The following is a 26999-nucleotide window of genomic DNA, read 5'->3' as shown; positions in this document are numbered from 1 at the left end:
TTCAGGTTCCGCAAAAGGTCCGGTAGGGGCCAAAGCTGTCCGGTGCGGGCGCGGTGTAACGCTCGAGACCGGGGCGCTCATCGAAGGGTGAACCAACTGCTTCCAGCAACCGTCCAAGCGGACCCATGTTCCCACCGGTAGCCGCCGTCAATGCCTCCTCCACCATGTGGTTCCGCGGAATGTAGACAGGGTTGACCCGGTCCATGGCGTCCGCATCCGGCCCCAAGTCGCGCCAGCGCTCAGCCCAGGCATCAAATGCCGCCAGGTCGAGCATTATGCCGCGCGCAGCTCCTGCTTGTCCGCGAGCGGCGTTAGCGAGGTGCCGGAAAAACGATGTGTAGTCCGCACGTGACTCCTGAACCAGAGCCACAAGCTCGTCCACGAGAGCCGAGGTCACCTCGTCGTCAAGACCGGCACGGAATCCCAGCTTGGCCTTCATGCCCGCCGCCCAGGCTTCGCTGTACTGCCGGCGGAAACCGCCAAGTGCCTCCACCGCGAGGTCCACCGCCTGCTCCTGGTCATCGTGCAGCAGGGGTAGGAGAGACTCCCCGAGCCGGGCAAGATTCCATTCCGCGACCACCGGCTGATTCCGGTAGGCGTAGCGTCCGGTCTCGTCGATCGAACTATAGACGGCCCCGGGATCGAAGCCTTCAATGAAGGCGCACGGCCCGTAATCGATGGTTTCGCCCGATATCGTCATGTTGTCGGTGTTCATAACCCCGTGCACGAATCCCACGAGCATCCACCGCGCCACCAGCGACGCCTGGGCGGATATGACCGCTTGGAACATTGCGAGATATGGATTCCCAGCCGCACCTATGGACGGATAGTGACGCGCGATTGCGTAGTCGGCAAGGCGGCGAAGCAGGCCGATGTCGCCCGTGGACCGGGCGTACTGGAAGCTGCCCACGCGCAGGTGGCTGCTGGCAACCCTGGTAAGAACGGCGCCCGGCAGCGGAGTCTCCCGCTGTACAGAACGCCCGGTCGCGACGACGGCGAGGGATCTCGTGGTGGGGATGTTCAAGGCGTGCATTGCCTCGCTCACGATGAATTCACGCAGCATCGGCCCGACCACTGCCAGACCGTCCCCGTTCCGCGCGAACGGCGTCCGTCCTGATCCCTTGAGGTGGATCTCGCGCGGGTGCCCGTCCGCATGCCCGAGCTCACCGAGCAGGAGCGCCCGCCCGTCCCCCAGACGTGGCGCGTACCAGCCAAACTGGTGGCCGGCGTACGCCTGCGCCACGGGAGTGGCGTCCACAGGCATGGCGTTGCCGATCAGCAGACGCACACCCTCTGGGCTCCGGAGAAAGGCAGGATCGAGGGCGAGCTCGGCGGCGAGGGCCTCGTTAAGGACCAGGAGTTGCGGATCGGGAGCTTCCTCCGCCCGCCAAGGAATGGCCATCTCCTTGAAGTCCCGGGCGAAGCGGCCATCAAACGTGACGGTTGAATGCGCGATGTCACTCATCTATCAAGGGTACCGGCGACACTGCCAGCGACACCCCCCACTCACGCCTCATCTACAAGACGGCTCTTGACAAGCCAAGGGCGAGAGGACTCCCATTCACCTACCTACGTGAATAAGAAAGGGTGTGGTGGCCTTGTCTGCCATCCAAGCTCCCCAGGGCAAACAGTCCCGCCTCCGGACAGGAGCCGCTCTCATGACGCTTGCCGGTCTGGCCTTCGTTGGATACGCCGCAGTCTTCTTGGCACTCAACTTTTCGGGCACCTTCCTCGAACTGGGCATCGGCCCCGATGAAGTGGACAAGGGGAAGGCGGACGTCGAGGCGTTCAGCCCGCAGCTGTATCACTACATCAGCCATTTGCACATCGCACTCGGCGGCTTCATCGCTGCGACCGGGCTGGCCATCGCAGGCCTGTCCTGGTTTGGGGTGCGCCGCGGAGACCGGTGGGCCTTCGCCACAGCCGTTATCGTCCCGGCCGTCGGACTCGCCGTTGCCCTCCCTGCACACTACCCATGGGGGCTGGCCACGCTCGGGCACCTCGGCCCGGTCTATCTCACGGTCCTCATTTTCCTGGTAGGGGCCGTTGCAGCCTACAGCGGCATGCGAAGCGTGCCAAGACACACTGCTGAGACACTCAACAGGAAGGGCTGAGTGCCGTTACCCGAACTCCCCGCACAACACAAAAATTGGTCCGCTCACAGAAATGGCAGGCTTAAGGGCGTAGATGCGCAGGTTCCTTGGTAATTTTCTCGATATCCGCTGCGGTGACTTCGATCAGCTGATGCGCCAAGTCCGCCAAGGCGCGTGCAGTCGCCAGCTCGTCCCCGATCTCGGGGACATTGGAGTCCACCGGATTCAGCCTGGCCAACCCGACGCCTTCCAGCTCAGCCCGGTTCTGGGACCTCAATCGCGCTGTGGCCCTCGTTTGGTTTTCATGTTCGTCGATGACGATGTTCACCGACCAGCTTTTCTCTTGCATGGTGCCCGCCTCCTCGATCCAATTTCCACGATGCCAAGATCGAGGCACGCCGTCAAGGGCCCTGAATTGTCCCGAAAGATAAGGCTATTCCGGCGGGTGCGCACCCGCCGTCGGACGCTTCAGGTTGTCACCGGTCCTGCCACCCGGACGGCGGAGGCGAGTCCAGAAAGGTGGTCACAACTTCCTGCACCAGATTTGTCTTTGCGAGCCCGAAGAAATGTGTCGTGCCGGGAAAAACCGCGAGCTGCGACGCCGGTACGCCTTCAAAGTCGCCGTTCACGTCTCCCCCGCGCAACTGCAGGAACCGTACCGCGTGCTCGAGCTTGACCATGTCGCAGTCGCCGACGGTGATCAGGGTGGGGGCCGCGATGCCCCGGATCTCGTCATCATTCCATCCTGTGGCGCCCGCGTCGTAGCGCCCCAGCTTGTCCAGGAGTCCTTGTAGATGCTCCCGGTCAGGGTGCGGCGACACCGTCAGATAGCGCTCTTCCATAGGGGTGCCGGCGATCATATCCACGGTCATTGCAGCGACCGCCTCGGAGTTTTCGCCCCGATCGCCGTCAGGCCGGAATGACACGGAAGAGACGATGAGTTTGCGGATCAGGTCCGGGCGGTTTACCGCCAGATGCAGTGCAACCGCGCCGCCGACGCTGAATCCGAAGATATCCACCTCCCGGAAGTCGAGATGTTTAAGGAGTTCAACGATGTCGGAGGCGAGGTCGCGGGTGTTCAGTGGACGGTCGATGTCGTTGGTTCGGCCGTGACCTTGGAAGTCCGTCGCAATGAGGCGGCGGCCCGCCGACAAGCCCGGGAGCAACGCGCCGAACTGCTGCTCGATATCGAACAGCCCGCCATGTAATACCAGCAGCGGTGTACCGCCGGAACCATGCAGCTCGTAGTACATCTGCATTCCGTTGATGGGTGCGTACCCGGTTTCGGGGGCTGCCGCCGCTTGCTGATCCATCCGCTCATTCTCCGCTCGTTTCGGGACGCCCCTCATTGTGGGGCCATCCTAGTCCGGCTGCAGTGCGGGCGGCAGGGTACTTCCGGGGATCTACGCGCCCGGCTGGTAGGTCCCGTACTTGGGAGGGCCGGCGTACTCGTAGACGTGAACTGCCAAGCCGCCCGGCGTCGTCTCATTGCTGATCAACCGCAGCCCAGCCGTGGCGCCTCCTCCCGGAAAGAGTCTCCGGCCACTGCCCAACACGACAGGCGCAATCACCAGGCGCAACTCGTCGATTAGCCCTGCGGCCAAAAGTGACTGGGCCAAGGTGGCACTGCCGTGAATCTGCAACTCCCGGCCGGGCTCCTGCTTTAGTTCAGAGACTTGTGCGGCGATGTCTCCCGACAGGATCGTCGTCGGAGCCCAATCCGCTGTCGCCAGGCTGTGGGAGGCAACGTACTTTGGGAGTCCGTTCATCTTTTCCGTGAACGGATCATCGGGGTCGGTGATGCGTGGCCAGTCCCGCGAAAAGTTGTCGTAGGTACGGCGGCCAAACAGCAACGCATCGGCCTGGCCGAGCCAGCTCGCTGCCAGTTTTACGAACTCCTCGTCCAGGTGCGGCACGAACCAACCTCCCTTGCTGAATCCGTCGCTGGTGTCCTCATCCGGGGATCCAGGACCCTGGGAAACACCATCCAGGGTCAGGAACTGCGTCAGTATTAATTTCATCTTCTATCCCCTCTTAGGGTGGCTCCCGGCTCAAGGCATTGCGGGTTGTCGGTGCAGTCGAGATACTACTCCGCGGAGTGGCGCTCAACACCTTCCGGACTACCGGCTGAAACGGCTCTGACCGACGCCGCTGGGCGTCCCGACTGGTGGTGGGCCCTGTACCGCCTGCCGGTTGTCAGTAAAATTGAACGCATGACCGAGCAGGACCCGGCCCCGCCCAGGGCCGCTGCGGAGGCGGGCCCCACCTCTGCACCCGTCGAAGACGGCGAGGCCCCGCGTCTGGCCGATCCCGACGCCGTCGACACATCCTTGCGCAGCCCGGCGCAGCGGTCCCGCACCTTCGTCGGGATCCTCGTGAACACCGGCCTCGCCAACATTACGACCAGCTACCTGTGGTTCGCCCTGACGTTCTGGGTATACTTGGAGACACGCAACGTCATCGCCACCGGCGTAGTCGGCGGCGCCTATATGTTGTTGATCGCCCTGTCCAGCATCAGCTTCGGTACCTTCGTGGACCGCTACCGCAAGCTGGCCGTAATGCGCTTTGCCGCCGGCTTCACCCTGGTGATGTTCGTTCTTTCCGGGGTCATGTTCCTGCTGACACCCACGGTCTGGCTGCTGGACCTGACACAGCCGTGGTTTTGGGTCTTCACCATGGTCATCCTGATCGGTGCGGTGGTGGAAAACATGCGCAACATTGCCCTGTCCACCACGGTCACTATCCTCATCGAGCCGGATCGGCGGGCCAATGCCAACGGGCTGGTGGGTATGGTGCAGGGACTGATGTTCATCATTACCTCGGTGCTCTCCGGACTGTCGGTCGGGCTGCTGGGCATGGGATGGACCGTTGTTGTCGCCATTGTGCTCACGGCGCTGGCGTTCGCGCACCTGCTCACGCTGCACATGCCCGAGGAGCTGCGCGCGGCCGCCACGGATGCGCACGGCGGTTTTGACCTGCGCGGCTCCCTTGCCGCCGTACTGGCCATTTCCGGACTGTTCGCGCTGATCCTTTTCTCCACGTTCAACAACTTCATCGGCGGCGTCTACATGGCGCTGATGGATCCCTACGGCCTGGAGATGTTCCCGGTGGAGCTATGGGGGACCTACTTCGCGCTCGGTGCCACTGGTTTCATCGTGGGCGGTGCGCTGATCGGCAAGTTCGGACTCGGGTCAAACCCGTTGCGCACCATGCTCATCGCGGTGATCGTCATGGGGATTCTCGGTGCGGGGTTTACGCTCCGGGAGTGGGCGTGGCTCTATATCGCCGGCATCTGGCTGTATCTGGTCCTGGTGCCTTTTGTGGAGGCCGCCGAGCAGACGGTCATCCAGCAGGTGGTACCGCTACAACGCCAGGGCCGGGTGTTCGGATTCGCCATGGCGTTCGAGTCCGCTGCAGCTCCGGTCACCGCGTTCCTCATCGCGCCGATCGCCCAGTTCTGGATCATCCCGTATGCGCGGTCCGCTGAGGGCGCCGCCCAGCTCGCCCCGCTACTGGGCGAAGGCACCTCCCGCGGCATCGCCCTGGTGTTTCTGGTGGCCGGGATCATCATGATCGCTGCCGCGCTGCTGGCCTTCCTGACCCCGGTTTACCGCCGGGTTTCGGCGTCGTATGCGGGGGCGGCCACCTAAGCGCCCTGACCGGGTCTAGAGATAGTCGCCGGCTCGTTCGCGGGCGATTTCCAGCAGGGTGGAGTGAAAGGCAACCTCGGCCGGAGCGTAGACCTTGTCCTCGCGCTGCGCCAGCAGTATCCGCCGCAGGGGGGCGGCAGAACCCAGGCTCAGTACCTTCACGTCGGGATGCTGGAGTGCCACGGCTGTCTTAGGCACCATAGCCACGCCCATGCCCACACTGACCATCGCCTGAGCCTCCTGGTAGTCATTGGCAAGGAAACCAATCACCGGTTCGAACCCGGCATCGTGGGCGGAACGCTGCAGCACCTCTACCACCGGGTGGGCCTCGGCCCGCACGATCCAGGATTCGTTGCGCAACTCCTCCATGGTCACCTGCTCCCGATCGGCGAGCGGATGGCTCCGGGCCACCAGGATTACCGTGCTTTCCCGGAAGACCTCTGTTACGCGGATGGAATCGTCCCGGAACGGATTCCAGGGGTAGTCCCAGAGCAGGCACAGCCCCGTGACCCCTGATTGCAGATCCGCCACGAGTTCGTCGAAGCGGGCGCTGCGCAACGAGAGGCCGATGGCCGGGTAACGCTTCTTGAACGTCCGGATGACGATGGGCAGGAAGGACCCTGCCAGGGTGGGGAAGGTGCCCACGGTCAGGGACCCGCGTTTGAGGCCGGCGATCTGGCCCAGGTCGGACCGGGCTGCCTGCATCTGCCAGACGATCTTGCGGGCATGGCCAGCCAGCACCTGGCCGGCCTCGGTGGGCACCACACCGCGCGAGCGGCGGTTGAGCAGAGGCTGCCCTACCTCTTGTTCGAGCTTGCGCAGCTGCTGCGAGACGGCTGAGGGGGTGTACATCATCAGCTCGGCCGCAGCGGTGATGGATCCCTGCTCCACGACCTCCAGCAGCAGCGCCAGCCGCCTTATGTCGAACAAATCCCGGCTGTCGTCGTTAAGCAAGGCTTCACCTTTCAGCAGATTGAGTACATTCACTCCTAGAAGTGGGGTCCGCCCTGGGACAGCAGGTCACTTTTTTGGCCAAGCAGCCTAAGGGGCCATCAATTTCCCTCTAAATCATGTGTGAGTTAAGCAACTCTACATCCCTCTTCAAAAATCCAACATTGTCTAAAAGTGTGATCTGGCTCAATCTCGTTTTAGGCCCTCATCCGCATCTGAGGCACGAGGAGAAGTTGGGAAACACCATGAAGATTGAAGCGCAATGGATGCGCGGAGGCACCAGCAAATGCTGGGTGTTCGAAGCGGAGCATCTTCAGGAGGGCGGCACCAGCCTCGATGTGCTGCTGCCGCGCCTGTTCGGCAGCCCGGACCCCCGCCAGATCGACGGGGTCGGCGGGGCGACTTCGACCACCAGCAAGGCGGTGATTCTGCACCGGCCGGTCGGCGACGACGTCGACGTTGAATACACCTTCGCCCAGGTGGGCATTGAAGAGGCCGCCGTGGACTGGGGCAGCAATTGCGGGAACGGCTCGGCGGTAGTGGGCTTGTACGCGATCGAGAAGGGGTGGGTGCTCCCCCAAGGAGACATCACGCGGATAGTCACCCGCAACACCAACACCAACCAGATCATCGTCCAGCGAGTGGCCACCCCCGGTGGTGCGCTGGCGAGCAACCCGGACGCCCGGATGCCCGGCGTGCCCTTCCCCGGCTACCCGGTGGGGCTCGGTTTCCAGGACCCTGCAGGGAAGACCACCGGTGCGCTGCTGCCCACGGGAGCGACCACCGACACGATCACCGCTGGCGGAACGCACTGGACCGTGTCCATGGTCGACGCCGGAGCGCCCGTGGTGATGGTCCGCGCCGAGGAGCTTGGCCTGGACACGTCCCGGTATGACACCTGGCGCGCCGGGGTCGAGCTGGAGCTCGACACCCTCGAGCAGATCCGGCGGCAGGCGGCGGTGCGGATGGGGCTGGTCCCCACTGCAGCCGAAGCTGCCCGGGCCATCCCCAAGCTCGCCATCGTTGGCCCGCCTGCCCAGGCCGACGCTGGCTGCGACGCCAACGTGATGATGCTCTCCATGGGCAAGCCGCACCCCGCCCTGGCCATCACCGGCAGCATTGCCCTGACCCTGGCCGCCCGCACCGCCGGCACGGTGATGCACACCATCACGGGCGGCACGGCGGCAACTACGCTCCGGCTGCGCACCCCCGCCGGGGTGATCGAGACGTGGAGCGAGGAACGCAACGGGAGCCTCCTCGTAGGCGTCGACCGCACGGCCCGCACCATCGCCACAACCATCATCCACCTCCCCGAGGTTCCCGGCAGCGCCGTCGCTGCCGCCCTCGCGGGAGCCACTCGCTGAGGAGACCACCATGACCAAGACTGAGCACCGCACCACTGCCGTTGCGGCCAAGACCCGGGACGACGATGCCCGGCGACCAGCCCGACGCCGCCGAATCCTACTGGTGGCGACGGCGGCCGGTTTCGCGATCCTGGCTTTAATTGCCCTCGTGCTCGGGGGTGATATCTTCAACTCTTCGGCCACCCCGGAACCGGAGCACTCCATGACCGCTGTCCAGATCATCCCGCTCATCATTCTCGTCATAATGTTCGTCGTCGCCACGAAGTGGCCGCTGAACATCGGCGTGATGGGGCTGGTCGCCTCCTTCGGCGTCGGCTACTTCATGCTGGGAATGACAGACAAGCAGATACTCGAAGAGTTCCCCGCCAGCATCGTCCTGACGATCATCGGAGTCACCTACTTCTTCAGCATGGCGCAGCGGAACGGCACCATCGACATCATCGTTCAGAACTGCGTGCGCCTCGTGAGGGGCAAGACCATGCTGCTGCCCTGGGTGTTCTTCCTGATCGCTGCCGCGCTCACGTCACTGGGAACCTTCTCACCGGCCGCCGTCGCACTGCTGGCACCGGCGGCCATCGGATTCGCCTACGAGTCCCGCATCCATCCGGTGGTGATGGGCGCGTTCATCATCAACGGAGCACACGCCGGCGGCTTTTCCCCGTTGTCCGTGGCCGGCGTGCTGGTCCACGACATCGCGCTCAAGAACGGCTTTCCCATCTCCCAGGGCGCACTCTTCACTGCCAGCTTCGCCGTCAATCTCATTCTCTCCGTGCTCACCATCGTCCTGTTCGCCTTCCTCGGCAGGCTGCGGGACGGCGAAGGCGGCCACCGAGCCGACCTGGACACTCCCCGCACCACCCGTCCACGCGGCCAGCAGATCCTCACACTCGCCCTGATCGCGGTGATGCTCGTGTGCACCCTGGGCTTGCACATGCCCATCGGCTTCGTGGCACTCTCTGCCGGCCTATTGCTGGCACTGGTCAACATCAAAGAACATCAAACATTCATCGGCGGCGTCTCCTGGTCCACCGTCCTGCTGGTCGCGGGCATGATCACCTACGTCTCGCTGCTCCAGCACGTGGGCGTCATCGATACCCTCGCGGAGCAGGCCCTGGCGCTGGGCGCACCGTTGCTGGTGGCCCTGGTCCTCTGCTATGTCATCGGCGTCGGATCAGCCTTCGCCTCCTCAACGGCGTTGCTGACCGCGTTCATCCCCCTGGCCGGTCCGCTGCTGGCCACCAGCGCGCTGAGCGCCTCCGGAACGGTGGCGGCCCTGGCTATCGCTGCCACGGTGGTGGACGTTTCGCCCTTCTCCACCGACGGCGCGCTGGTCGTCGCCAACGCCCGCGACGACGACCGGCAGCGCGTCTACCGCCAGCTGATGGCCTACGCCGGCGGAGTGGTGCTGGTGGCCCCGGCCCTGGCCTGGGTCCTGCTGGTGCCCACGGGCATCATGTAACCAATCCGGACCCGGGCAGCGCCGTCAGCAACACCTGACAGGCGCGAGAACTGCTCAGCAGGCAAAGGAGGCAGGGTGACCACGCGGTCACCCTGCCTCCTCCCACAATCAAACCGCCAACCGGATCCCCAGTTTCTACGCAACGATGGCGTGAGCGTTTACCGACGACCCGCAAACAGCAACAAATAGCCTGGCCCCTGTCTCTTTTGACGCACTTTTAGCCCCATTCCTGCCCGGAAACAATGTCTGTTCCGGCAGATAACGGGTCCTACAATCGGGGTGGACGCAACCGGGCAGGGCACCCCCGGACACGCCCGCGGGGGGCTGAAGGCCATCGCGACCAAGGCCGATGGCATACCGGCCGCGGCTAGCTCAGACAGGATTCTTTCGGCACCGGGGAGCCAGGGACCCCGTCGTCTGTTGACGCATGGTGTGATGCCCGTTACAGTTACTCAAAGTTATACGAATAACCGATGAACACTAAACGGCCCGCGGAGGTGCCCATGGCTGGATCACGGCCGAAGTCAGGACCGACGATGCATGACGTCGCTGCTGCTGCCGGCGTCTCCCAGGCCACCGTGTCCCTGGTGTTGAATTCGGCTTCCGGATCCCGTTTTTCCGAGGACACCCGTAAACGCGTTCGGGATGCTGTGACCCAACTGGGTTACCGCACGAACGCCCATGCCAAGACCCTGCGCGAAGGCGTGGCCGGCATGATTGGGTTCATCGGCGATTCGGTCGCCACTACGCCTTTCGCCGGCGCCATCATTGAAGGTGCGCAGCAGCGGGCATGGGAGGACGGGCTCCTCCTACTCACGGTAAACACCGGCGGAGACAAAGAACTCGAGGCGGCATCCTTGGACGCCATGCTCTCCTACAGGGTTGCAGGAGTGGTCTACGCCGCCATGTACCACCGGGAACTGGACGTTCCGGATGCTCTGACGGGCGTCCGCGCAGTGGTGCTGAATTCCCAAGACCGGGCAGGCCGGGTCCCGAGTGTCGCCCCGGACGAGGTCAAAGGCGGGTACTCAGCCACGCGCCGGCTGCTCAAAGCCGGGCATTCCCGCGTGGGGCTGATCAACATTGAGAGCCTCGAAAGCGGTCTTCCTGCTGCCGTCGGCCGCTACGACGGATACTGCACGGCACTTCAGGAGGCGGGACTTGAAGTCGATCCGGACCTGGTCCGCTTCGGCACCGGCGGCGAGGAAGACGGCTACAAGTACGCGATGGAGCTGTTGACCGGCCCGAAGCCGCCGACCGCGATCTTCTGCGCAAACGACCGCGGCGCCTGGGGCGCCTACCAGGCGGTCTCGGATCTGCACCTCTCGATTCCTCAGGACGTATCGATTGTGGGCTTCGATAATCAGGCGACTTTGGCGCCGTTCCTCCGTCCGGGACTGACCACCTTTGAATTGCCGTTCGTTGCCATGGGCCGGCGCGCGGTTGAACTGATCCTCCAGGAAGCGGAACCCGATGGCCGGGTCGAGCTGATGGACTGCCCTCTCGTTGAACGCAAGTCAGTGACACATCCTAAGGAGATGCCATGAGCCGCACCATCCCGGCCCGACCCGGGCGTCCGTCAGCGGCACCGTTGCCGCAACGAAAAATTTCTCTTTCGCTCCGAATGAAGAGAATTTCTCGGGCGTGGCAGTTATACGTATTACTAGGCCCTGCAATCATTTACATCCTGGTCTTCAAGTACTGGCCGATGTATGGCGTGCAGATCGCCTTCAAGAACTACAACCCCGTGGACGGGTTCACGGACAGCCCCTGGGTGGGCCTGACGCACTTCATCAGGTTCGTGAACTCCTACCAGTTCGGCCAGGTCGTCGGGAACACCCTCTGGATCGCCGTCCTGGGCCTGCTGGTCGCCTTTCCGATCCCGATCATCCTGGCGCTGCTGGTCAACCAGCTCCAGAGCGAGAGGTTCAAGAAGTTCACCCAAACGGTGCTCTACTCACCCGCTTTCATCTCCACCGTGGTGGTGGTCGGCATCATGTTCGTGGTCCTCTCCCCCCGGTCGGGGCTGGTGAACAACGCGGTCCAGCTGGCCGGGGGCGAGCCGATCTTCTTTATGGGCTCCGCGGAGTGGTTCCGTCCCATCTACGTGATCTCGGACGTATGGCAGAACGCCGGGTTCTCCATGATCGTGTATCTCGCGGCCCTGGCCGGCATCGATCCTGCGCTTCACGACGCGGCCAAGGTCGACGGCGCCTCCAAGCTCCAGCGCATCCGGCACATCGACCTTCCCGGCATCATGCCGGTGGTAACCGTGCTGTTCATCCTGGCTATCGGCAACCTGCTTAACGTCGGGTTCGAGAAGGCGCTGCTGATGCAGACGCCCCTGAACCTCTCGACGTCGGAGATCATCCAGACCTACGTCTACCACGCAGGCCTGCAGCAGGCGCAGTTCAGCTACTCGGCCGCCATCGGCCTGTTCAACTCCCTCCTCAACCTGGCGCTGCTGCTCTTCTTCAACACGGTGGCACGCCGGGCCAACCAAGCGACCCTGTGGTGATGCCGACATGTCATTGACAACCAACCCCCGCACTATCGACAAGCCCACGCCTACCGTGAGTCGGGGCCACCTCCCCCGCCCCAGGCCGACGCTGCGTGACCGGTATGGCGACCGTGCCTTCAACATCGCTGCAACTGCTGTTCTGCTGCTGTCCATCCTGGCCGTGGTCTACCCGCTGTACTTCATCGTCATTGCCTCCATCAGCGATCCCAACGCCGTCTACGAAGGCAAAGTCTGGCTGTTTCCTTCCGGTGTGACCACGGAAGGCTACGAGCGGATCTTCGCCGACAGCCGGATCTGGAACGGCCTAAGCAACACCGTCATGTACACCGTGCTCGGCACCGCCATCAGCGTCAGCACCATCCTCTGCGGCGCCTACGCCCTGTCCCGGAAAGACATGCCCGGCCGGAAAATCCTGATGCTCCTGTTCGTGATCACCATGTTCTTCGACGGCGGACTCATCACCAAGTACCTGGTGGTCCGCGACCTGGGCATGCTGGACACCGTCTGGGCCGTGGTGCTGCCCGGCGCCGTGGGCGTGTGGAACCTGATCATCGCCAGGTCATTCTTCGAGCACACCATTCCAAATGAACTGCGCGAAGCCGCCCAGATGGACGGGGCAACCGACTTCAAATTCTTCTTCAAAATGGTGCTGCCCCTGTCCAAGCCACTGATCATGCTCATGATCATGGTCCACGTCGTGGCGCACTGGAACTCGTTCTTCGACGCACTGATCTTCCTCAACGACGATTCCAAGTACCCGTTGCAGCTCGTCCTGCGCAACATCCTCATCCAGTCAGACGTCTCCTCCACCGGAACCACCGGCGGAGACATCGAATCCTATGCCGCCGCGCAACGGATCGCAGAGCTCACCAAGTACGCCATGATCGTCGTCTCGAGCCTGCCACTCATGATTGCCCTGCCATTCATGCAGAAGCACTTCACCAAGGGCGCCATGATCGGCGCCGTCAAATAGCCCCTCCCCCATATTTACCGCCCGGGCAACTGCCATCGGACGGTAGCAACTCCACCTCAGAAAAGGAATGACCATGGCATTCAGCCGTAAATACGCCGCCCTCGGCGCCGTCCTGGCCGGAACATTGACGTTCACCGCCTGCTCCGGCGGCGGCTCCGGCGCCACGGAGATCAAGGACGCCTCCGCCGATTACGGATTCCAGGACACCGGCTTCCCGATCGTCAGCAAGCAACTCGACCTCACCTTCTCCGGCACCAAAGCCGCTCTCGCCCCGGACTACAACACCATGACCGTGGTGAAGGAATGGGAAAAAGCCACCAACATCCACATCAACTGGGAGAACCTGCCCGAAACGGTCTTCCAGGAAAAGAAGAACCTTATCCTCGCCAGCGGTGACCTGCCCGACGCCTTCTTCAACACGGGCCTGACCGACGCCGAGATCGCCACTTATTCCGCGAGCGGCACCCTGATCCCGCTCGAGGGATTGATCGAGAAGAACGCACCGAACCTCTCCAAGCTGCTCGACGCCCGCCCCGACATCAAGGCAGCCATCACGTCTTCGGACGGGCACATCTACTCACTGCCCTCAGTGGAGGAACTCGGCCTGGTCCAGTTCCCCAATGAACTGGCCATCAACACCGCCTGGCTGAAAAAGCTCAACATCCCGATGCCCAAGACCATAGACGATTTCCACGACGCACTGCTCGCATTCAAGACCCAGGACGCCTCCGGCACGGGCAAGACCATACCGCTGAGCTTCATGCCCGGTTCCTGGTGCGGAGACATCGTTGACTTGATCGCCGCCCTCGGCGGAGTCCCGGACAACATGGATCACCGCATCGTCCAGGACGACAAGGTCATCTTCACCCCCACCCAGGACGGCTACAAAAAAGCCATCCAGACCCTGCACGAGTGGTACCAGGAAGGCCTGATCGACCCGGAATCCTTCTCCCAGGACGACAAGGCCTACCTGGCCAAGGGCAAAGCCGCCACGGAAAACCTCGGCTCATTCGTCTGGTGGGAAATCCCCGAAATGGTCGGCGCCGACCGCGCCAGCAACTACTCCCTGGTCCCGGTCCTCGAAGGCGTGGACGGCAAACGGGTCGCCAGCCAGTCCAACAACCAGGAGATCGCCCGCGGCGCGTTCGCCATCACCCGGAACAACAAATACCCGGCAGCAACCATGCGCTGGGCCGACAACCTTTACGACCCCATCCAGTCAGCCCAGGCCAACTGGGGGCCGATTGGCGAAACCCTGCAAAAGGACGCCAGCGGACTGCTGACCCAGATCCCAGCCCCGGCCGGAACCAGCGAAGGCGAACGCCGCCAGAAGGTCGCCCCGGGCGGCCCCAAAGCCAACACCGCCGAGAACTTCACCACCGTCGTCGCTCCCGAACCCCGCGCCGCGGAACGCCAGAAAACCGTCAACGAACTCTACAAGCCCTTCGCCGGCAACGACGGCTACCCCCCGGTCGCCCTGTCCAACGAGGAACTGCAGCAGATCAGCACCATCCAGACGGACACCACCACACTGGTCAAGCAGAACATCGCCAAGTGGATCGTCTCCGGAGGAATCGAGCAGGAATGGGACGGCTACGTCTCCCAGCTCAACAGCATCGGCGTCGAAAAAATGATCGAGGTCTACCAGCAGGCCTACGACCGTTACAAAAAGAACTCCTAACTCCGAGGAACCGGGGTGGGCCGGAGCGCTCCGGCCCACCCCGTCACCGGGAACCCGTCCCGAGGGTTCTCAGCCACCTGCACAGAAACGAGAACCGTTTTTCATGACCGCCGCGACCGCCACCACGGCCGAAACTTTCCGGCCGGCCCTGCACTACGCCGCCAGGAACACCTGGCTTAACGACCCCAACGGCCTGATTTTTCACGACGGCGTATACCACCTCTATTACCAGAACAACCCGCTCGACAACGTTTGGGGAAACATGTCCTGGGGGCATGCCACGTCCCCGGATCTGCTGACGTGGACCGAACACCCGGTGGCCATCACCTGCGACGATGAAGAGGACATCTTCTCGGGCAGCATCGTCTTTGACCGGGACAACACCAGCGGATTCGGCACCGACTCGGCTCCGCCGCTCGTCGCCATCTACACCAGCGCGTTCAAGCCCGGCTCCGCACACCACGGCGTGCAGGCACAGTCCCTGGCCTACAGCCTGGACGGAGGCTACACCTGGACGAAGCACGCCGCCAACCCTGTACTGAACCGCGGGTCAGCAGAGTTCCGCGATCCCAAAGTCCTAAGGTACGACGGCGGTGCCGGCAGCTATTGGGTAATGGTCGCCGTGGAAGCCACCGACTTCCAGGTCGTCCTCTACAAGTCCAAGGACCTCAAGGACTGGGAGCTGTTGAGCACCTTTGGCCCGGCCAACGCAACTGGCGGTGTCTGGGAATGCCCTGACCTCTTCCCCCTCCCCGTCGACGGCGATCCGAACGACCTTCAATGGGTCCTGACCGTGAATCTCAACCCCGGTGGCCCGAACAGCGGCTCCGCGGGGCAGTACTTCGTAGGCGACTTCGACGGGACCACGTTCTCTTCGGCGACAACGGTCACCGACGGCCTGCAGGACCCGGACCGGCTGGGCGAGTACCTGTGGCTCGACTGGGGCCGGGACTACTATGCCGCCGTCTCCTTTAGCGAAGCCCCCGATAACCGCCGCCTGATGATCGGGTGGATGAACAACTGGCAATACGCCAACGAGATCCCCACCTCGCCGTGGCGCAGCACCATGTCCATGGTCCGGGAGGTGTCCCTGCAGAGCATGGATGGGAGTTGGCGGCTGGTGCAGCAAGTGGCAGGCGATCCGGCCCCGCTCGCAGAGCAGACCCCGTCGTTCACCCTCGCGGCTGTGGAAATATCCGACGGGCATCACGTCCTGGACGGTGCAGCCGGCAGCGTCCAACGCATCGAGCTCGCGCTCACGCCGGGAACAGCCGAGGAATGCGGACTAATCGTCCGCGGTGATGGAGCGCAGGGAACCCGCATTGGCATCCGGCCCGCGGATGACCGTATCGTCGTCGACCGCCGGGAATCCGGGCAGACAGACTTCCACGGATCCTTCGCGTCCGTAGACACTGCCCCGATCCGGACGACGGACGGTACCTACGAACTCACCGTTTATGTGGACCGCTGCTCGGTAGAGGTTTTTGCCCAGGGAGGCCAGGTCACTCTGACCGAGTTGATCTTCCCGGCCGCCACCAGCACCGCGGTCTCGCTCTACGCCGTCGGGGGCACGGCAACAATAAACAACCTGAGTGTCACTCAATACGCCTAGCGCGGACAATTAACGGAAGAAGGACTCCCCATGCACAAGCCAGAGGCCACCGGCCCTGCGCAGCACACACTCGACGTCGTAGTTGTAGGTGAAGCCCTCACCGACATCGTTACGTCGCATCACGGCACCACCGAACACCCGGGCGGATCACCCGCCAACGTCGCGTATGGGCTCGGCCGCCTCGGGGTCAACACCGCCCTGCTAACCGCAATCGGAGACGACGGCAGAGGCGCAGCCATCGCCAAGCACCTGCAGAGCGCCGGAGTGAAGCTCCTGGATGGCTCATGCTCCTTGGACAGGACCTCGTCGGCAACAGCAACGATCTCCGCCGATGGTTCTGCCAGTTACGCCTTCGACGTTACCTGGGACCTCAACCCAATAGCTCCCGCCTCCGTCCCCAAGGTACTTCACACGGGTTCGATCGCAGCCTTTCTTAAGCCCGGCGCCGACAAGGTCAAATCACTCCTTCAGCAATGCCGTGATGAATGCATTATCACCTACGACCCCAACATCAGGCCCGCACTGCTAGGCAGCCACGCCCAGGCAAAGTCCCTTTTCGAAGACCTGGTTCATCTGACCGACGTCATCAAACTCAGCGACGAGGACGCGGAATGGCTCTACCCCGGAACGGAATTGGACGACACTGCCACGCACCTCCTTGGCTTAGGAGCCGGTCTGGCGGTCATCACCCGCGGCTCACAAGGCTCGCTGTTTGCCACAGCTGCCACACGACTGACCATCCCGTCAGTGACAACCAGGGTCGCCGACACAATTGGGGCCGGTGACGCCTACATGGCGGCGTTGATCATGGGACTCCTCACCCGAGGGACCGACGGCTTCGCCCCCTCCGTTCTGGAGCAGATCGGACGCACGGCCTCCATGGCCGCCGCCATCACCGTCGGGCGCACGGGCGCAAATCCGCCGACCTCGGAGCAACTCCGAGCCCACCTTCTGGAACGGCAGCCAACGCACTAACGCCGGCAGCGTCCCGCCTTTCGGCGACAGGGGCGGTCGCCGCCGAAAGCGACTATTGCATCGAGCCATCGCTCCTGCGGGATGCCATGGCCGGCCAGATACTGGAATCCGACCTCATGCATGGCGTTGCGCAGGCCGACACGGAACCGGGACGCCTCCTCCGCGCCCGCGTTCAATCGGGAGAAGTCGACGACGGGCAGTCTTTCGAGTGGCAACGTCTCCAGTCCTTCTCAGCGAACCTGTTGAGTCAGCGCATGCATCTGGTTCCATGTTACGGCCGGGCAACTGCGTTGGGCATGAACGTGCCGAATTGCCGGTTCGGCACCGACGGCGAACCGGCGGCAACAATGGCTCCACTATCGGACGTCTACGGCATCTGGACGTCGCCGACTGCCAGGTCACTGTATCTCCGGGTCCGGCCAAGCAGTGGGTGAAGTCCGACCCTCTGCTAATTCACGGCATCATGATGACGAAGCCAGCCGGCGGGACGCTGACCCTGATAGCTGAACCGTTCCGCCCCTCGACCGACACCGGCGACCCAACCTGGGCAGGGTCCGTTGAATAGGCGTACTGGAATTTGCCTCCGATGGCGTTTAGGCGCGCGTCAATAGTTACCCACGCTGTCCTTGCAGATGCCACGTCGGTGTTGATGGCGCAAACCACCTCCCGGTCCGCCATGATCCGGCTCCAGGCGACGACGGACGTCATCCGTCCCTGGCCGATGCGGTCCGGGTACCAGAAGCCGGTACCGTCCTCGGATATTGGCCGGAAGTACTGACGGCCACGGCGCAGGGCGAGCTCATTCTTACGAATGGCCAGAATGGCGGTTAGCCGCTTGTACATGTCCCCCGACTCATCGAAGAAGTGCCTGTCCCGGCTCTGGAATGAACCGAACCCGGCCCCGAACATGGTCTCACGGATGTAGCGGTCTGCTTTGAAGTCGTTTTTGGGGTTTGTATTAACGGCCGTCGGAAAGCTGCCGTCGAAGAGCTGTTCGCTTCCGTAGTAGATGCACGGGATCCCTAGTGTCGTCGCATTCATGGCCAGAACCGCGAGCTCGAGTGCATGCCCTTCCGCGTCTGCCGCGAACCGCGCCTTATGGCTCCTGCCCATGCGTACCAGGTCATGGTCGTCGAAGGTGGTCACCACATGGTTGCGGAACCACGTGTGGGTCGCCTTATCGATCTGGACCGAGTTCCGGAAAATGTCGAAGTACCACTTCGGATTCGTCCAGCCTTTCGCCGTATCCGCAAGCAAACCCTGAACGTCCGCGAGACCCAGGGCTGCATCAAGCCCAGTTTGGTCGCGGGTGTCGACGGCCTCTCCACGGCTGCCGGTGATCTCTCCGACCAGAAAAAATGAGTCCTTGCCGATGCTCTGCGCGAACTCATGAATCTCCGAGGCGAAGAACCGCGTCGCCCCCAGGTCCATGTGCTTGACAGTATCGACCCGGAAGCCGTCCAGGTCAGCATAGGCGAGCCAGTATTTGTAGGCGTCAGCAAGGGTTCGAAGGGCGCTCGAGGGTGCGTATTCCGCCACGTCTCCGGCCCCCTGGTGAATGTCCTTCAGGCCTTCAAAGTCCCCTTCGGTTTTCTCCGGTGTGGCGTTCCAGTCGTAAATCTTCCCCTTGCAGGTGAAGACGCCGTCGTCCTGGAGCTCCACAGGCCAGACTGCGCTGTCCGAATCGGCCGGGTTCACCCGGCCCGGGAAAGGCAGGGTGGCGGCCCCACTTGGATCCCGCCACCCACGCACAGGATAGGTAACGCCGCTCCACCCCGGTTCGTATAAGTTGCCGTCCTGGTCCCTCGTGTCGTACTGAAACACATCGGCGGAATGGTTCAGGATCACGTCGAGGATGACGTAAAGCCCAGCGTTGTGCGCTGCGATAACGAGGTCTGTGAAGTCTTTATCTGTGCCGAAGTGCGGATCGACTTCGAGGAAGTTCTGTATCCCGTAGCCGTGGTAGTCATCCACGCCCTTCCGCTGCCGAAGCACCGGGCTGATCCACAGGGTGGTGACACCGAGCCTTTTGAGGTAACCCATCTTGGACGCGATCCCCGCCAGATTCCCACCGAGCCATTGGGTGCCGGCAAATTCCCAGTCCTGAATGGCAGCCTGCGACAGGACGGCGTTACCAGCGTCGGCCGGCGAAAACAGTTTTGTCGAGCCCTGAACGGTCTGACCGGATACATCCTTGTAGCCATTTTCCTTGCCGTCCGAGAACCGGTCGACGAGGAGGAAGTAGATCACCTGATCCGACCAGTCGCGGGGCGACGGGTGATAGCCGTTCGGTTGCAGGAGTTGTGCCCACGGAATGTCTTTGATCGAAAACATCACTGCCCTCACTGTCAGCTGCGAGATTTTGCAGGGGGAAGCAGGCTCATCGTCCTGCTTCCCAGGAGACTGCCCATGCCTTTTCGGATGGGGTCCCGCCGGATTCACGGGCGGGCGCGCAGTGCGCCGCTCGCTATCTCGTCCGGGCGTCCCTGAGGTTGAGGGCTGGCATCGGACGGCGATGAGCCAAGTATGGCGAAGCGAGACCAAGCGCGGAAGGGGCTATCGGAATTCTTCTCGCTGCGAGACCTGGACTGATTGCGCCAAATGTTCTGCCGCGACTTCCCGCTAAGGGGCGTTACGACTCATTGGTCCGGGCTCGCCGAGTCACCGTAAGTTCGCGCTATGAACACCTATTCTGAAGAGCAAGAGCCTGTACCGGTCCCCGCTGACGGGGCACGTGACCGCGGGCCCATCATTATCGGAGCGTTGTTTCGGGCGGTGGGCGCATACCCGACGGGCTGGCGTTACCCGGGCGCACCACGATCCCCACGGCGATGCCGACCTTATCCGGGCCACGGCCCTGGAAGCCGAGCGGGCCGGACTGGACTACATCTTCTTCGGCGGCGTGGCCGGCTTGTCCTGAGTCGCTGGAACGTGCCTGCTCCTGGAGTGGCGCCGCCTCCCACAGGACACCGGCGGTCAAAAGCACACCAAAGGCGCCAAGAAGCACAAGCGCCGTCACCACGGCGTCCTCTAGACAGAGTGCAGGCGGACGCCGTCACGGCTGCCGTGCGTCTGACGGCCGGAGCCTTCCACGCGAGCCCGACTTGGCCCGTGTCATGCGACGCTTTCCAGCAGCCCTGCCCGGGACGGCACGCCATCGAAATACCCGCCTTTAAAGAAAAGCAGCGGCTCGGCGCCGTCCCGCGCACCGAGGGCGCGCACCGCCCCCACCACGATGGTGTGGTCACCGCCGTCGTACTCCTGGTGCAGTTCGCAGTCCACCCATGCGAGTGCCTGATCCAGCACCGGGTTGCCCAGCGGCGAAGCGGAGAATTCCACACCGGCAAACTTGTCCGTTCCGGAGCGGGCAAACTGGGTGGCAAGGTGCCGATGCCCGGCAGGCAGGATGTTCACCGCGAAGCGTCCGGCTTTGCGCAGCTGCGGCCAGGTGCTGGAGCTGCGGGCCGGGCTGAAGGTGACCAGAGCTGGATCCAGGGAGAGAGACGAAAAAGACTGGCAGGTGAAGCCTGCCGGTCCGTTGTCCGTCGCCGCGGTGACTACGGTCAGTCCAGACGCGAAATGGCCCAGGACGTGGCGCAGTCGCTGCGGGGTGAGATCAAAATGTTCCGTCATGTTTTTTCCCTTTCAAGGCCGGTAATCCAAACCAACCACCCGTCCGCACCCCTTTCAACCGGGGATGAAACGGACCGACGCGCAAAGCAATCTGGCTTCACGGCCCGAAGCAGAAGGTAACGAAACGGACCCTCATGGGACGCTAACCAGCACGTTTAGCCTGCCAACATCTCCGCGGACTTGCCATAGTCTGGGCATGCCAGCCTGCGGCCGAAGTTGAGGAAGTCGGCCAGCAGGACACAAGACGTTTGGAAGGGGCCAACCATGCTGATCTGCGCGACCTGCGCCGTCGAACGCGACGAACCCACCCCGGAGCTCTGCCCGATCTGCACCGATGAGCGGCAGTACGTGCCCGAGGACGGACAAAAGTGGCTCACACTGGACTCGCTGGCGCAGGAGGGGCAGCAGACATTGTTGAAGGAGAATGAGCCGGGTCTTTTCGGAATCAAGACGGACCCAAAAGTCGGGATCGGCCAGACCGCCCAGCTTGTGATGACACAGGAGGGTTCGCTGCTGTGGGATCCGGTCGGATATGTCGACGACAGCGCCGTGAAGGCAGTGCTCGAGCGGGGCCAGGTCCTGGCGATCGCGGCCAGCCATCCCCACATGTTCGGTGTGCAGGTCGAATGGTCGCAACGGCTCGGTGGCGTCCCCGTCCTGGTGGCGGACCCAGACCGGGAATGGCTGGGGCGCAGTGATCCCATGATCCAATACTGGTCCGGCAGTCAGACTGTCGCCGAGGGGTTGACACTGCACCAGACCGGCGGGCACTTCCCGGGCAGCGCGGTGGTGCACTGGGCTGCAGGCGCGGGCGGCAGAGGAGTCCTGCTGACGGGTGACAGCGTATATGCGAATCCAGACCGTCGCTCCATCTCCTTCATGCGCAGCTACCCTAACCATTTGCCGCTATCCGGCGCGGTGGCGTTGCGAATCGCCGCACAGCTGGAAGAGCTCACGTTCGACCGGATCTACGGCAACTTCAACAACGTCATAGCGTCAGGAGCCAAGGCCATCCTGCACGATTCCGCCAGAAGGCACGCTGCCTGGGCGCGAGGAGACTTCGACCATCTGACCTGACTGTCCAGTACCCCAGAAGGTCGTGCCCACGCTCGGGATCGGCGTCCAGCTGCCGTACGCCATGCCGATCCCCACCGGGGCGGCCGGGCGAGTTGCAAATAGTTGTTTACAGCGCCATAGCGGCGCCGTATGGTGCTCACCTAGCAAGAATGCAGACAAGCCTGGGAACGGAAAATGAGCACCGTGAAAAAGAGCAAAATTGCCGTCACGGCCCTGGCCGCGCCCTAGCTCATGCGCTTCCCGTTCGGCAACAGCACCTCTTGCGCGGCGGGCTACCTCAAGACCATCGGCATGGGTGGCGGGGTTGCCTGGCACTGGGACGTCGGCAACCCCGGCGGCTTCGAGTGCCCCGGTGCGGCCGGCGTCCAAAAGTATGTGATGGCGGAAGCGGCGCCCGGCGCGATCATCCTGCTCCGCGACGCTGAGGACGTCTTGTCCTGCCCCTCGACGCAGTGGACCTACTTGCCACCACGATCGACGCACTGCGCGCCGAGGGCTACGAGTTCGGGGTCGTCGCACCGTCCGCCACGGCCAACCCGATCAACCAGGGCTCGCCCGCCGTCCGAGCCTACAATCAATGCACTCGGGCAGGGGCGCCGTAAGCCTTACAGCAGGTCCGCGTGGTGCACCGCGACGACGTTGGGGTGGGCGCGAAGCCGGTAGCGAAGGGCGTTATCGCCGTAGGTTTCCAGAATCGGGCTGTTCGTCGGGTCCACCGACAAGCCCCGCGCTTTGGTTTGAAACTCAGGGCTCACCGCCAGCTGCGGCATCCTCGCGTCCAGTGACGGATTGTAGAAGAACGGAAGGGAGACCCTGTCTGTGCCGCGAGGCGGCGAGACCACGCGGTGCAGGGTCGCCTTGAGGTAGCCGTTCGTGGCCAGCTCTAGCATCTCGCCGATGTTGACCACGAAAGTTCCGGGCACCTGCGGTGCGTCGATCCATGCCCCCCGGTACTCGACCTGGAGGCCGCCCTTCCCAGGCTCCACCAAGAGCAGCGTCAACACTCCCCCGTCGCGGTGGGAGCCTACACCTTGCTTGGGTTCCTCGTTGGATGACCCCGGATACCGCACGACCTTCAGCATGGGGAAGGCCCGTGCGGCGAATGCCGCGTCGAAGGTGTCCTCGGGCGCTCCGAGAGACAGCGCCAGGGCCCGCAGGAGGCTCAATGAGATCGTGCTCAGCCGCTCCATCCACTCCGCGACAATCTCCCGCATTTCGGGCAGCGCTTCCGGCCACAGATTGGGCCCCTCCAAGCGCCAATAGTCCGCGACACCCGGACCCGGCTCCACAGTATTCCGCTCCACGCCGATGTCGATCTGCTCGCGCCAGTCGACTGCACCGTCCGTGAGTTCCCCGCCGACACGGGTGTAGCCACGGAATTGCGGACTGTGGACATTCTCAATGGCGAGCTTCTGTTCTTCCGGTAACTCGAAGAAGCGGCGGGATACGTCCAGCATGGCGTCCATGAGCTCCTGCGGGATGCCATGGCCGGCCAGATACAGGAATCCGACCTCATGCATGGCGTTGCGCAGGCCGACACGGAACCGGGACGCCTCCTCCGCGCCCGCGTTCAATCGGGAGAAGTCGACGACGGGCAGTCTTTCGAGTGGCAACGTCTCCAGTCCTTTTCAGCGAATCTGGCAAGCCGGCACATGCATCTGCTTCAATGTTACGGCCGGGCAACCACGTCGGGCATGAACGCGTAGAAATACCGGCTCCGGACTGCCCCTCCAATCCGTGGTGCCTGCGGTCGCCGGTCTTCGGTAGATGTCACAGCAAGAAAGTCAGGTACTAATGACCTCCCACACGGTCGGCTTAGGCATCAATCAAAACAGGGTTGCGCTGGTCGTCGGCGCAAGCGGCATCGCAGGCTCGGCCATAGTCGAACAGCTGAATCAAAACGGTGTCTGGACAGTCCTTGCCCTGTCCAGGAATCCGGTTGCGGGTTCGCCCGCCAGGCACATCTCCGCGGACCTGATGTCCCCGGACGGCCTCGCATTGGCACTCGGCGACGAGAAACCCACACACGTCTTCTTCACAGCGTGGGCGAGGCAGGACAACGAGCAAGAGAACATCGCTGTCAACACAGCAATGCTCCGCAACCTGCTCAGTGCCTTGGACCATGCCCCCGTCGAACACGTGGCCCTAATGACCGGGCTGAAGCACTATCTGGGCCCGTTCGAGTCCTACGGGGCAGGCCCAATTCCCGACACCCCCTTCCGCGAGGAAGAGCCCCGGCTACCGGCGCCGAACTTTTACTATGCGCAGGAAGACGAGCTGTGGGCGGCCGCAGAACGGCAGGGGTTTCGCTGGTCCGTGCACCGTTCTCACACGGTCATCGGCCATGCCTTGGGCAACGCGATGAACATGGGCCTGACGTTGGCGGCACAGGCAACTCTGTGCAAAGAGCTCGGCCAGCCCTTCATCTTTCCCGGCTCCGAGACCCAATGGAACAGCCTCACCGACATGACGGACGGGGAACTCCTTGCGGAGCACATGATCTGGGCCGCCACCAGCGAACAAGCGGGCAATCAGGCCTACAACGTGGTCAACGGTGACGTCTTCAGGTGGCGTTGGATGTGGCCAAAGTTGGCTGGCTACTTTGGCGTAAGAGCTGAAGGCTTCGAGGGCTCGCCGCGGCCGCTCGAGGAACAGATGGAAGGCTTGGACGACTTGTGGTCCAGCATTGCCGCCACGCACGGCCTCGTCGAGGCCGACTTGGCCCGGGTGGCATCATGGTGGCATACGGACGCAGACCTTGGCCGCAATATTGAAGTTCTCGCGGACATGAGCAAGAGCCGCCTGGCCGGCTTTAACGGCTACCGGCGCACCGAAGACTCCTTCCGGAGGCTGTTCGACCGGTACCGCGCCGAGAAGATAATCCCCTGATCAACTTCGCCGGAGCCCCGATCGCCTTGGCAGTAGGGGTCGCACGAAAGGCAGCGAGGACCCGGCCCGCTAAAAGCGCTGCACGCGCTGCAGCAAGGATGACGACCGCGGTGGTGGCGGGTCCGGCGCCGGGAGACATCAGCTGCCATTGGTACTGAGCGGTTCGAGCTGAGCACAGGGTCTAGGTAGTGATCACGATTTTGCCGCGGGTTTTGCCGGCGTCGAAGTAACGCATGGCGTCGGAAACCTGCTCCAACGGATAGCTGCGGTCGATGGCCGGAACCAGGGTTCCCGCCTCCAAATGTCCGGCGAGATGTTCGAGGTCTGCTGCACCCTCTGTGCCAAAGACCATGGTCAGCCGCTGAGGGATGAACGGGGACAGTGCAAGGGCTCGGAGGTGCCGGTCCATGCTGCCCGTCCATGACCCGCCTTCCTCCCCGCCGGTGATGACAGCCGTGCCGGTGCGGGTGAGCGCCCGGCGGAGCCGTGACAGGGAGGGGTTCCCGGCGATGTCCAGGATCAGGTCGTAGTGTTCGGTGCCGTCGGCGAAGTCCTGCTTGGTGTAGTCGATGACGTGGTCGGCGCCGAGTGCGCGCACCAGGTCCACCTTGGCTGTACTGCACACGCCGGTGACTACTACCCCGGCAGCCTTGGCGAGCTGCACGGCGTAGCTGCCGACGCCGCCCGAGGCCCCAAGGATCAGCACCTTTTGACCCCGCGCGATTGGACCGGCGGTGCGAAGCGCCTGGAGGGCGGTGCAGGCGGACACCGGGACCACGGCGGCCTGCTCGAAACTGACGTTCGCGGGCTTGTGGGCGAGCTGGCCTTCGCGGGCCGCGGCGTACTCTGCGAACGCGCCCTTCCCGACGCCGAAGACCTGGTCCCCATTCGAGAAGCGGGTCACCGCCGCTCCAACCGCCATGACGGTGCCGGCCAGGTCCAGCCCGGGGACGGGGTCCTTAGGGGCGCGGATGCCGTAAGCCAGCCGCAGCGCGTAGGGCAAGCCCTTGGTGACGTGCCAGGTTCCCCGGTCCAGACCTGCCGCATGGACCCGTACCAGCACTTCGTTCGCTGCGATCTTCGGCCGGGGAACCTGCGCCAGGTTAAGCACATCGGCGGAGCCGTAGGCCTCGTGGACGATGGCCCGCATTGTGGCCTCCGCTGCGGCCTGGCCACCTGGACGAGGTCGCTTCTGGGCTTGCTCGCCCTCCGCCGGGAGAAGGTGCTCGAGTGCGCCTTGGATCTCGCCGATGAGTCGGGGATCGCCGCCCTGACCATCCGCTCGCTCGCAGAAAGCATGGGGACTAAACCCATGTCGCTTTACTACTACGTGGCGACCAAGGACGAAATTCTGGATGGAATCGTGGACCTCGTTTTCAGCGAGATCGAGCTGCCGTCCCCCGGTGGCGATTGGCGGGACGAAATGCACCGGCGCGCACATGCGATGCGGGCAGCGCTCAAACGCCATCCGTGGACGGTTGGACTGTTGGAGACGCGCACGTCCCCCGGCGCGGCAACCCTTCGCCATCATGATGCGACCCTGGGCACGCTGAGAGCTGCCGGCTTTTCGGTTGCGATGACCGCCCACGCCTACGCCCTGCTCGACAGCTACATCTACGGATTCGCCCTTCAGGAAGCCGCCCTGCCCTTTGACGGGCGGAACACAGCCGCCGAAATCACCACCCCCATCGTGGAGCGCTTCTCCACCGGCGAGTACCCGCACATGGTGGAAATCGCCGTCGAGCACGTCCTCAAACCCGGTTATGACTTCGGCGATGAATTCGGCTTCGGGCTGGACCTCATCATCGACGGTCTCAGCCGTTCAATTCCTGGCCTTGGTTCAGATGGGTAGCAGGTTCAACGGAAGTCGGTGACAGGCGGAGCACGTTGGAGAACCGGACGCCGTGAGGCCCCTGGGCGCCTTCCCCCGCCGGACGCATTCCCGCCTCATCGGGATAAACTGGATCGATCATGACCGGTGCCCCGCTCCGTCTGCTTCTGGCCTGGTTCGTCATCCTGGCGACCCTCCTCTCGGCCTGCACACCCGCGATCAGACTTGATGAGAACACCACCGATCCACCGGTCCAGGCCTCCTCGGCCCCGCCCGCGGCACGCGATGAC

Annotated in this window: 24 protein-coding genes; 13 read left to right on the top strand and 11 right to left on the bottom strand. The window is 63.4% G+C overall.

Annotated features, from left to right (window positions below; genetic code table 11):
• Position 1 precedes the first annotated feature (1 nt).
• A complete protein-coding gene (locus tag WMN78_RS15620) occupies positions 2 to 1465 on the bottom strand; it encodes a protein adenylyltransferase SelO (RefSeq protein WP_340534644.1) in 1464 nt (487 codons plus the stop codon).
• A 193-nt stretch (positions 1466 to 1658) separates the two neighbouring features.
• Between WMN78_RS15620 and WMN78_RS15615 the strand changes: the two genes are divergently transcribed.
• Positions 1659 to 2114 carry a hypothetical protein gene (locus WMN78_RS15615; protein ID WP_340534643.1) on the top strand — a complete coding sequence of 152 codons (456 nt, stop codon included), beginning with the start codon at positions 1659 to 1661 and terminating at the stop codon, positions 2112 to 2114.
• A gap of 61 nt (positions 2115 to 2175) precedes the next feature.
• Here WMN78_RS15615 and WMN78_RS15610 read toward each other — a convergent pair whose 3' ends face one another.
• The 3 genes from WMN78_RS15610 to WMN78_RS15600 all read right to left on the bottom strand — a co-directional run bounded on the left by WMN78_RS15610 (position 2176) and on the right by WMN78_RS15600 (position 4114).
• Positions 2176 to 2442, bottom strand: a complete 267-nt coding sequence (locus WMN78_RS15610) for a DUF1876 domain-containing protein (protein WP_340534642.1) — start codon at positions 2440 to 2442, stop codon at positions 2176 to 2178.
• Positions 2443 to 2569: 127 nt separating this feature from the next.
• Positions 2570 to 3406: an alpha/beta hydrolase gene (locus WMN78_RS15605; RefSeq protein WP_340534641.1), complete on the bottom strand. Its 837-nt coding sequence runs from the start codon at positions 3404 to 3406 to the stop codon at positions 2570 to 2572.
• A 90-nt stretch (positions 3407 to 3496) separates the two neighbouring features.
• Positions 3497 to 4114, bottom strand: coding sequence for a dihydrofolate reductase family protein (locus WMN78_RS15600; RefSeq protein WP_340534640.1), 618 nt, complete (start codon positions 4112 to 4114; stop codon positions 3497 to 3499).
• 192 nt (positions 4115 to 4306) lie between these two features.
• On the opposite strand from WMN78_RS15600, the gene WMN78_RS15595 reads away from it, so the two are divergent.
• Positions 4307 to 5743, top strand: a complete 1437-nt coding sequence (locus WMN78_RS15595; protein ID WP_340534639.1) for an MFS transporter — start codon at positions 4307 to 4309, stop codon at positions 5741 to 5743.
• 15 nt (positions 5744 to 5758) lie between these two features.
• Here the strand turns inward: WMN78_RS15595 and WMN78_RS15590 are convergent, their stop codons facing one another.
• Entirely contained in the window at positions 5759 to 6697 is a 939-nt protein-coding gene (locus WMN78_RS15590; protein ID WP_340534638.1) for a LysR family transcriptional regulator, read from the bottom strand.
• A 242-nt stretch (positions 6698 to 6939) separates the two neighbouring features.
• Here WMN78_RS15590 and WMN78_RS15585 point away from each other — a divergent pair, with 242 nt between their 5' ends.
• The 8 genes from WMN78_RS15585 to WMN78_RS15550 all read left to right on the top strand — a co-directional run bounded on the left by WMN78_RS15585 (position 6940) and on the right by WMN78_RS15550 (position 17279).
• Positions 6940 to 8058: a PrpF domain-containing protein gene (locus WMN78_RS15585; protein WP_340534637.1), complete on the top strand. Its 1119-nt coding sequence runs from the start codon at positions 6940 to 6942 to the stop codon at positions 8056 to 8058.
• A gap of 10 nt (positions 8059 to 8068) precedes the next feature.
• Positions 8069 to 9517 carry an SLC13 family permease gene (locus WMN78_RS15580; RefSeq protein WP_340534636.1) on the top strand — a complete coding sequence of 483 codons (1449 nt, stop codon included), beginning with the start codon at positions 8069 to 8071 and terminating at the stop codon, positions 9515 to 9517.
• Between the two features lie 536 nt (positions 9518 to 10053).
• Positions 10054 to 11064 (top strand): LacI family DNA-binding transcriptional regulator, encoded by a 1011-nt coding sequence (locus WMN78_RS15575; RefSeq protein WP_340534635.1) that lies wholly within the window; start codon positions 10054 to 10056, stop codon positions 11062 to 11064.
• 77 nt (positions 11065 to 11141) lie between these two features.
• Complete coding sequence (locus WMN78_RS15570) at positions 11142 to 12035, top strand: ABC transporter permease (RefSeq protein ID WP_340534634.1); 894 nt, start codon at positions 11142 to 11144, stop codon at positions 12033 to 12035.
• Positions 12036 to 12042: 7 nt separating this feature from the next.
• The gene (locus WMN78_RS15565) at positions 12043 to 13011 is read left to right on the top strand and encodes a carbohydrate ABC transporter permease (RefSeq protein WP_340534633.1); all 969 of its coding nucleotides are present in this window, start codon (positions 12043 to 12045) and stop codon (positions 13009 to 13011) included.
• A 73-nt stretch (positions 13012 to 13084) separates the two neighbouring features.
• A complete protein-coding gene (locus tag WMN78_RS15560) occupies positions 13085 to 14692 on the top strand; it encodes an ABC transporter substrate-binding protein (protein WP_340534632.1) in 1608 nt (535 codons plus the stop codon).
• A 103-nt stretch (positions 14693 to 14795) separates the two neighbouring features.
• Positions 14796 to 16304, top strand: coding sequence for a glycoside hydrolase family 32 protein (locus WMN78_RS15555; RefSeq protein WP_340534631.1), 1509 nt, complete (start codon positions 14796 to 14798; stop codon positions 16302 to 16304).
• Positions 16305 to 16334: 30 nt separating this feature from the next.
• A complete protein-coding gene (locus tag WMN78_RS15550; RefSeq protein ID WP_340534630.1) occupies positions 16335 to 17279 on the top strand; it encodes a carbohydrate kinase in 945 nt (314 codons plus the stop codon).
• On the opposite strand, the gene WMN78_RS15545 is transcribed toward WMN78_RS15550, so the two are convergent.
• The 4 genes from WMN78_RS15545 to WMN78_RS15530 all read right to left on the bottom strand — a co-directional run bounded on the left by WMN78_RS15545 (position 17276) and on the right by WMN78_RS15530 (position 20912).
• On the bottom strand, positions 17276 to 17494 hold the full coding sequence (locus WMN78_RS15545; protein WP_340534629.1) for a 2-oxoglutarate and iron-dependent oxygenase domain-containing protein: 219 nt from the start codon (positions 17492 to 17494) through the stop codon (positions 17276 to 17278). The genes WMN78_RS15550 and WMN78_RS15545 overlap by 4 nt on opposite strands.
• Before the next feature lie 238 nt (positions 17495 to 17732).
• Positions 17733 to 19613 (bottom strand): alpha-amylase family glycosyl hydrolase, encoded by a 1881-nt coding sequence (locus tag WMN78_RS15540; RefSeq protein ID WP_340534683.1) that lies wholly within the window; start codon positions 19611 to 19613, stop codon positions 17733 to 17735.
• 418 nt (positions 19614 to 20031) lie between these two features.
• A complete protein-coding gene (locus WMN78_RS15535; protein ID WP_340534628.1) occupies positions 20032 to 20298 on the bottom strand; it encodes a hypothetical protein in 267 nt (88 codons plus the stop codon).
• A 95-nt stretch (positions 20299 to 20393) separates the two neighbouring features.
• The gene (locus tag WMN78_RS15530; RefSeq protein WP_340534627.1) at positions 20394 to 20912 is read right to left on the bottom strand and encodes a flavin reductase family protein; all 519 of its coding nucleotides are present in this window, start codon (positions 20910 to 20912) and stop codon (positions 20394 to 20396) included.
• Between the two features lie 264 nt (positions 20913 to 21176).
• On the opposite strand from WMN78_RS15530, the gene WMN78_RS15525 reads away from it, so the two are divergent.
• Positions 21177 to 21989, top strand: coding sequence for an MBL fold metallo-hydrolase (locus tag WMN78_RS15525; RefSeq protein ID WP_340534626.1), 813 nt, complete (start codon positions 21177 to 21179; stop codon positions 21987 to 21989).
• 605 nt (positions 21990 to 22594) lie between these two features.
• Here WMN78_RS15525 and WMN78_RS15520 read toward each other — a convergent pair.
• The gene (locus tag WMN78_RS15520; RefSeq protein ID WP_340534625.1) at positions 22595 to 23602 is read right to left on the bottom strand and encodes an isopenicillin N synthase family dioxygenase; all 1008 of its coding nucleotides are present in this window, start codon (positions 23600 to 23602) and stop codon (positions 22595 to 22597) included.
• Between the two features lie 181 nt (positions 23603 to 23783).
• Here WMN78_RS15520 and WMN78_RS15515 point away from each other — a divergent pair, with 181 nt between their 5' ends.
• Complete coding sequence (locus WMN78_RS15515; RefSeq protein ID WP_340534624.1) at positions 23784 to 24878, top strand: SDR family oxidoreductase; 1095 nt, start codon at positions 23784 to 23786, stop codon at positions 24876 to 24878.
• Between the two features lie 181 nt (positions 24879 to 25059).
• Here WMN78_RS15515 and WMN78_RS15510 read toward each other — a convergent pair whose 3' ends face one another.
• Positions 25060 to 26028 carry an NAD(P)-dependent alcohol dehydrogenase gene (locus WMN78_RS15510; RefSeq protein ID WP_340534623.1) on the bottom strand — a complete coding sequence of 323 codons (969 nt, stop codon included), beginning with the start codon at positions 26026 to 26028 and terminating at the stop codon, positions 25060 to 25062.
• Positions 26029 to 26076: 48 nt separating this feature from the next.
• Here WMN78_RS15510 and WMN78_RS15505 point away from each other — a divergent pair, with 48 nt between their 5' ends.
• Positions 26077 to 26730 (top strand): TetR/AcrR family transcriptional regulator, encoded by a 654-nt coding sequence (locus WMN78_RS15505; RefSeq protein WP_340534622.1) that lies wholly within the window; start codon positions 26077 to 26079, stop codon positions 26728 to 26730.
• The last annotated feature ends 269 nt before the right edge of the window (positions 26731 to 26999 follow it).

It is taken from the genome of Arthrobacter oryzae, assembly GCF_037911235.1.
In the GTDB taxonomy this organism is placed as follows: Bacteria; Actinomycetota; Actinomycetes; order Actinomycetales; family Micrococcaceae; genus Arthrobacter; species Arthrobacter oryzae_E.
The sequence above is the reverse complement of the archived record's forward strand: the minus strand, read 5'-3'. Positions and strand labels throughout refer to the sequence as shown.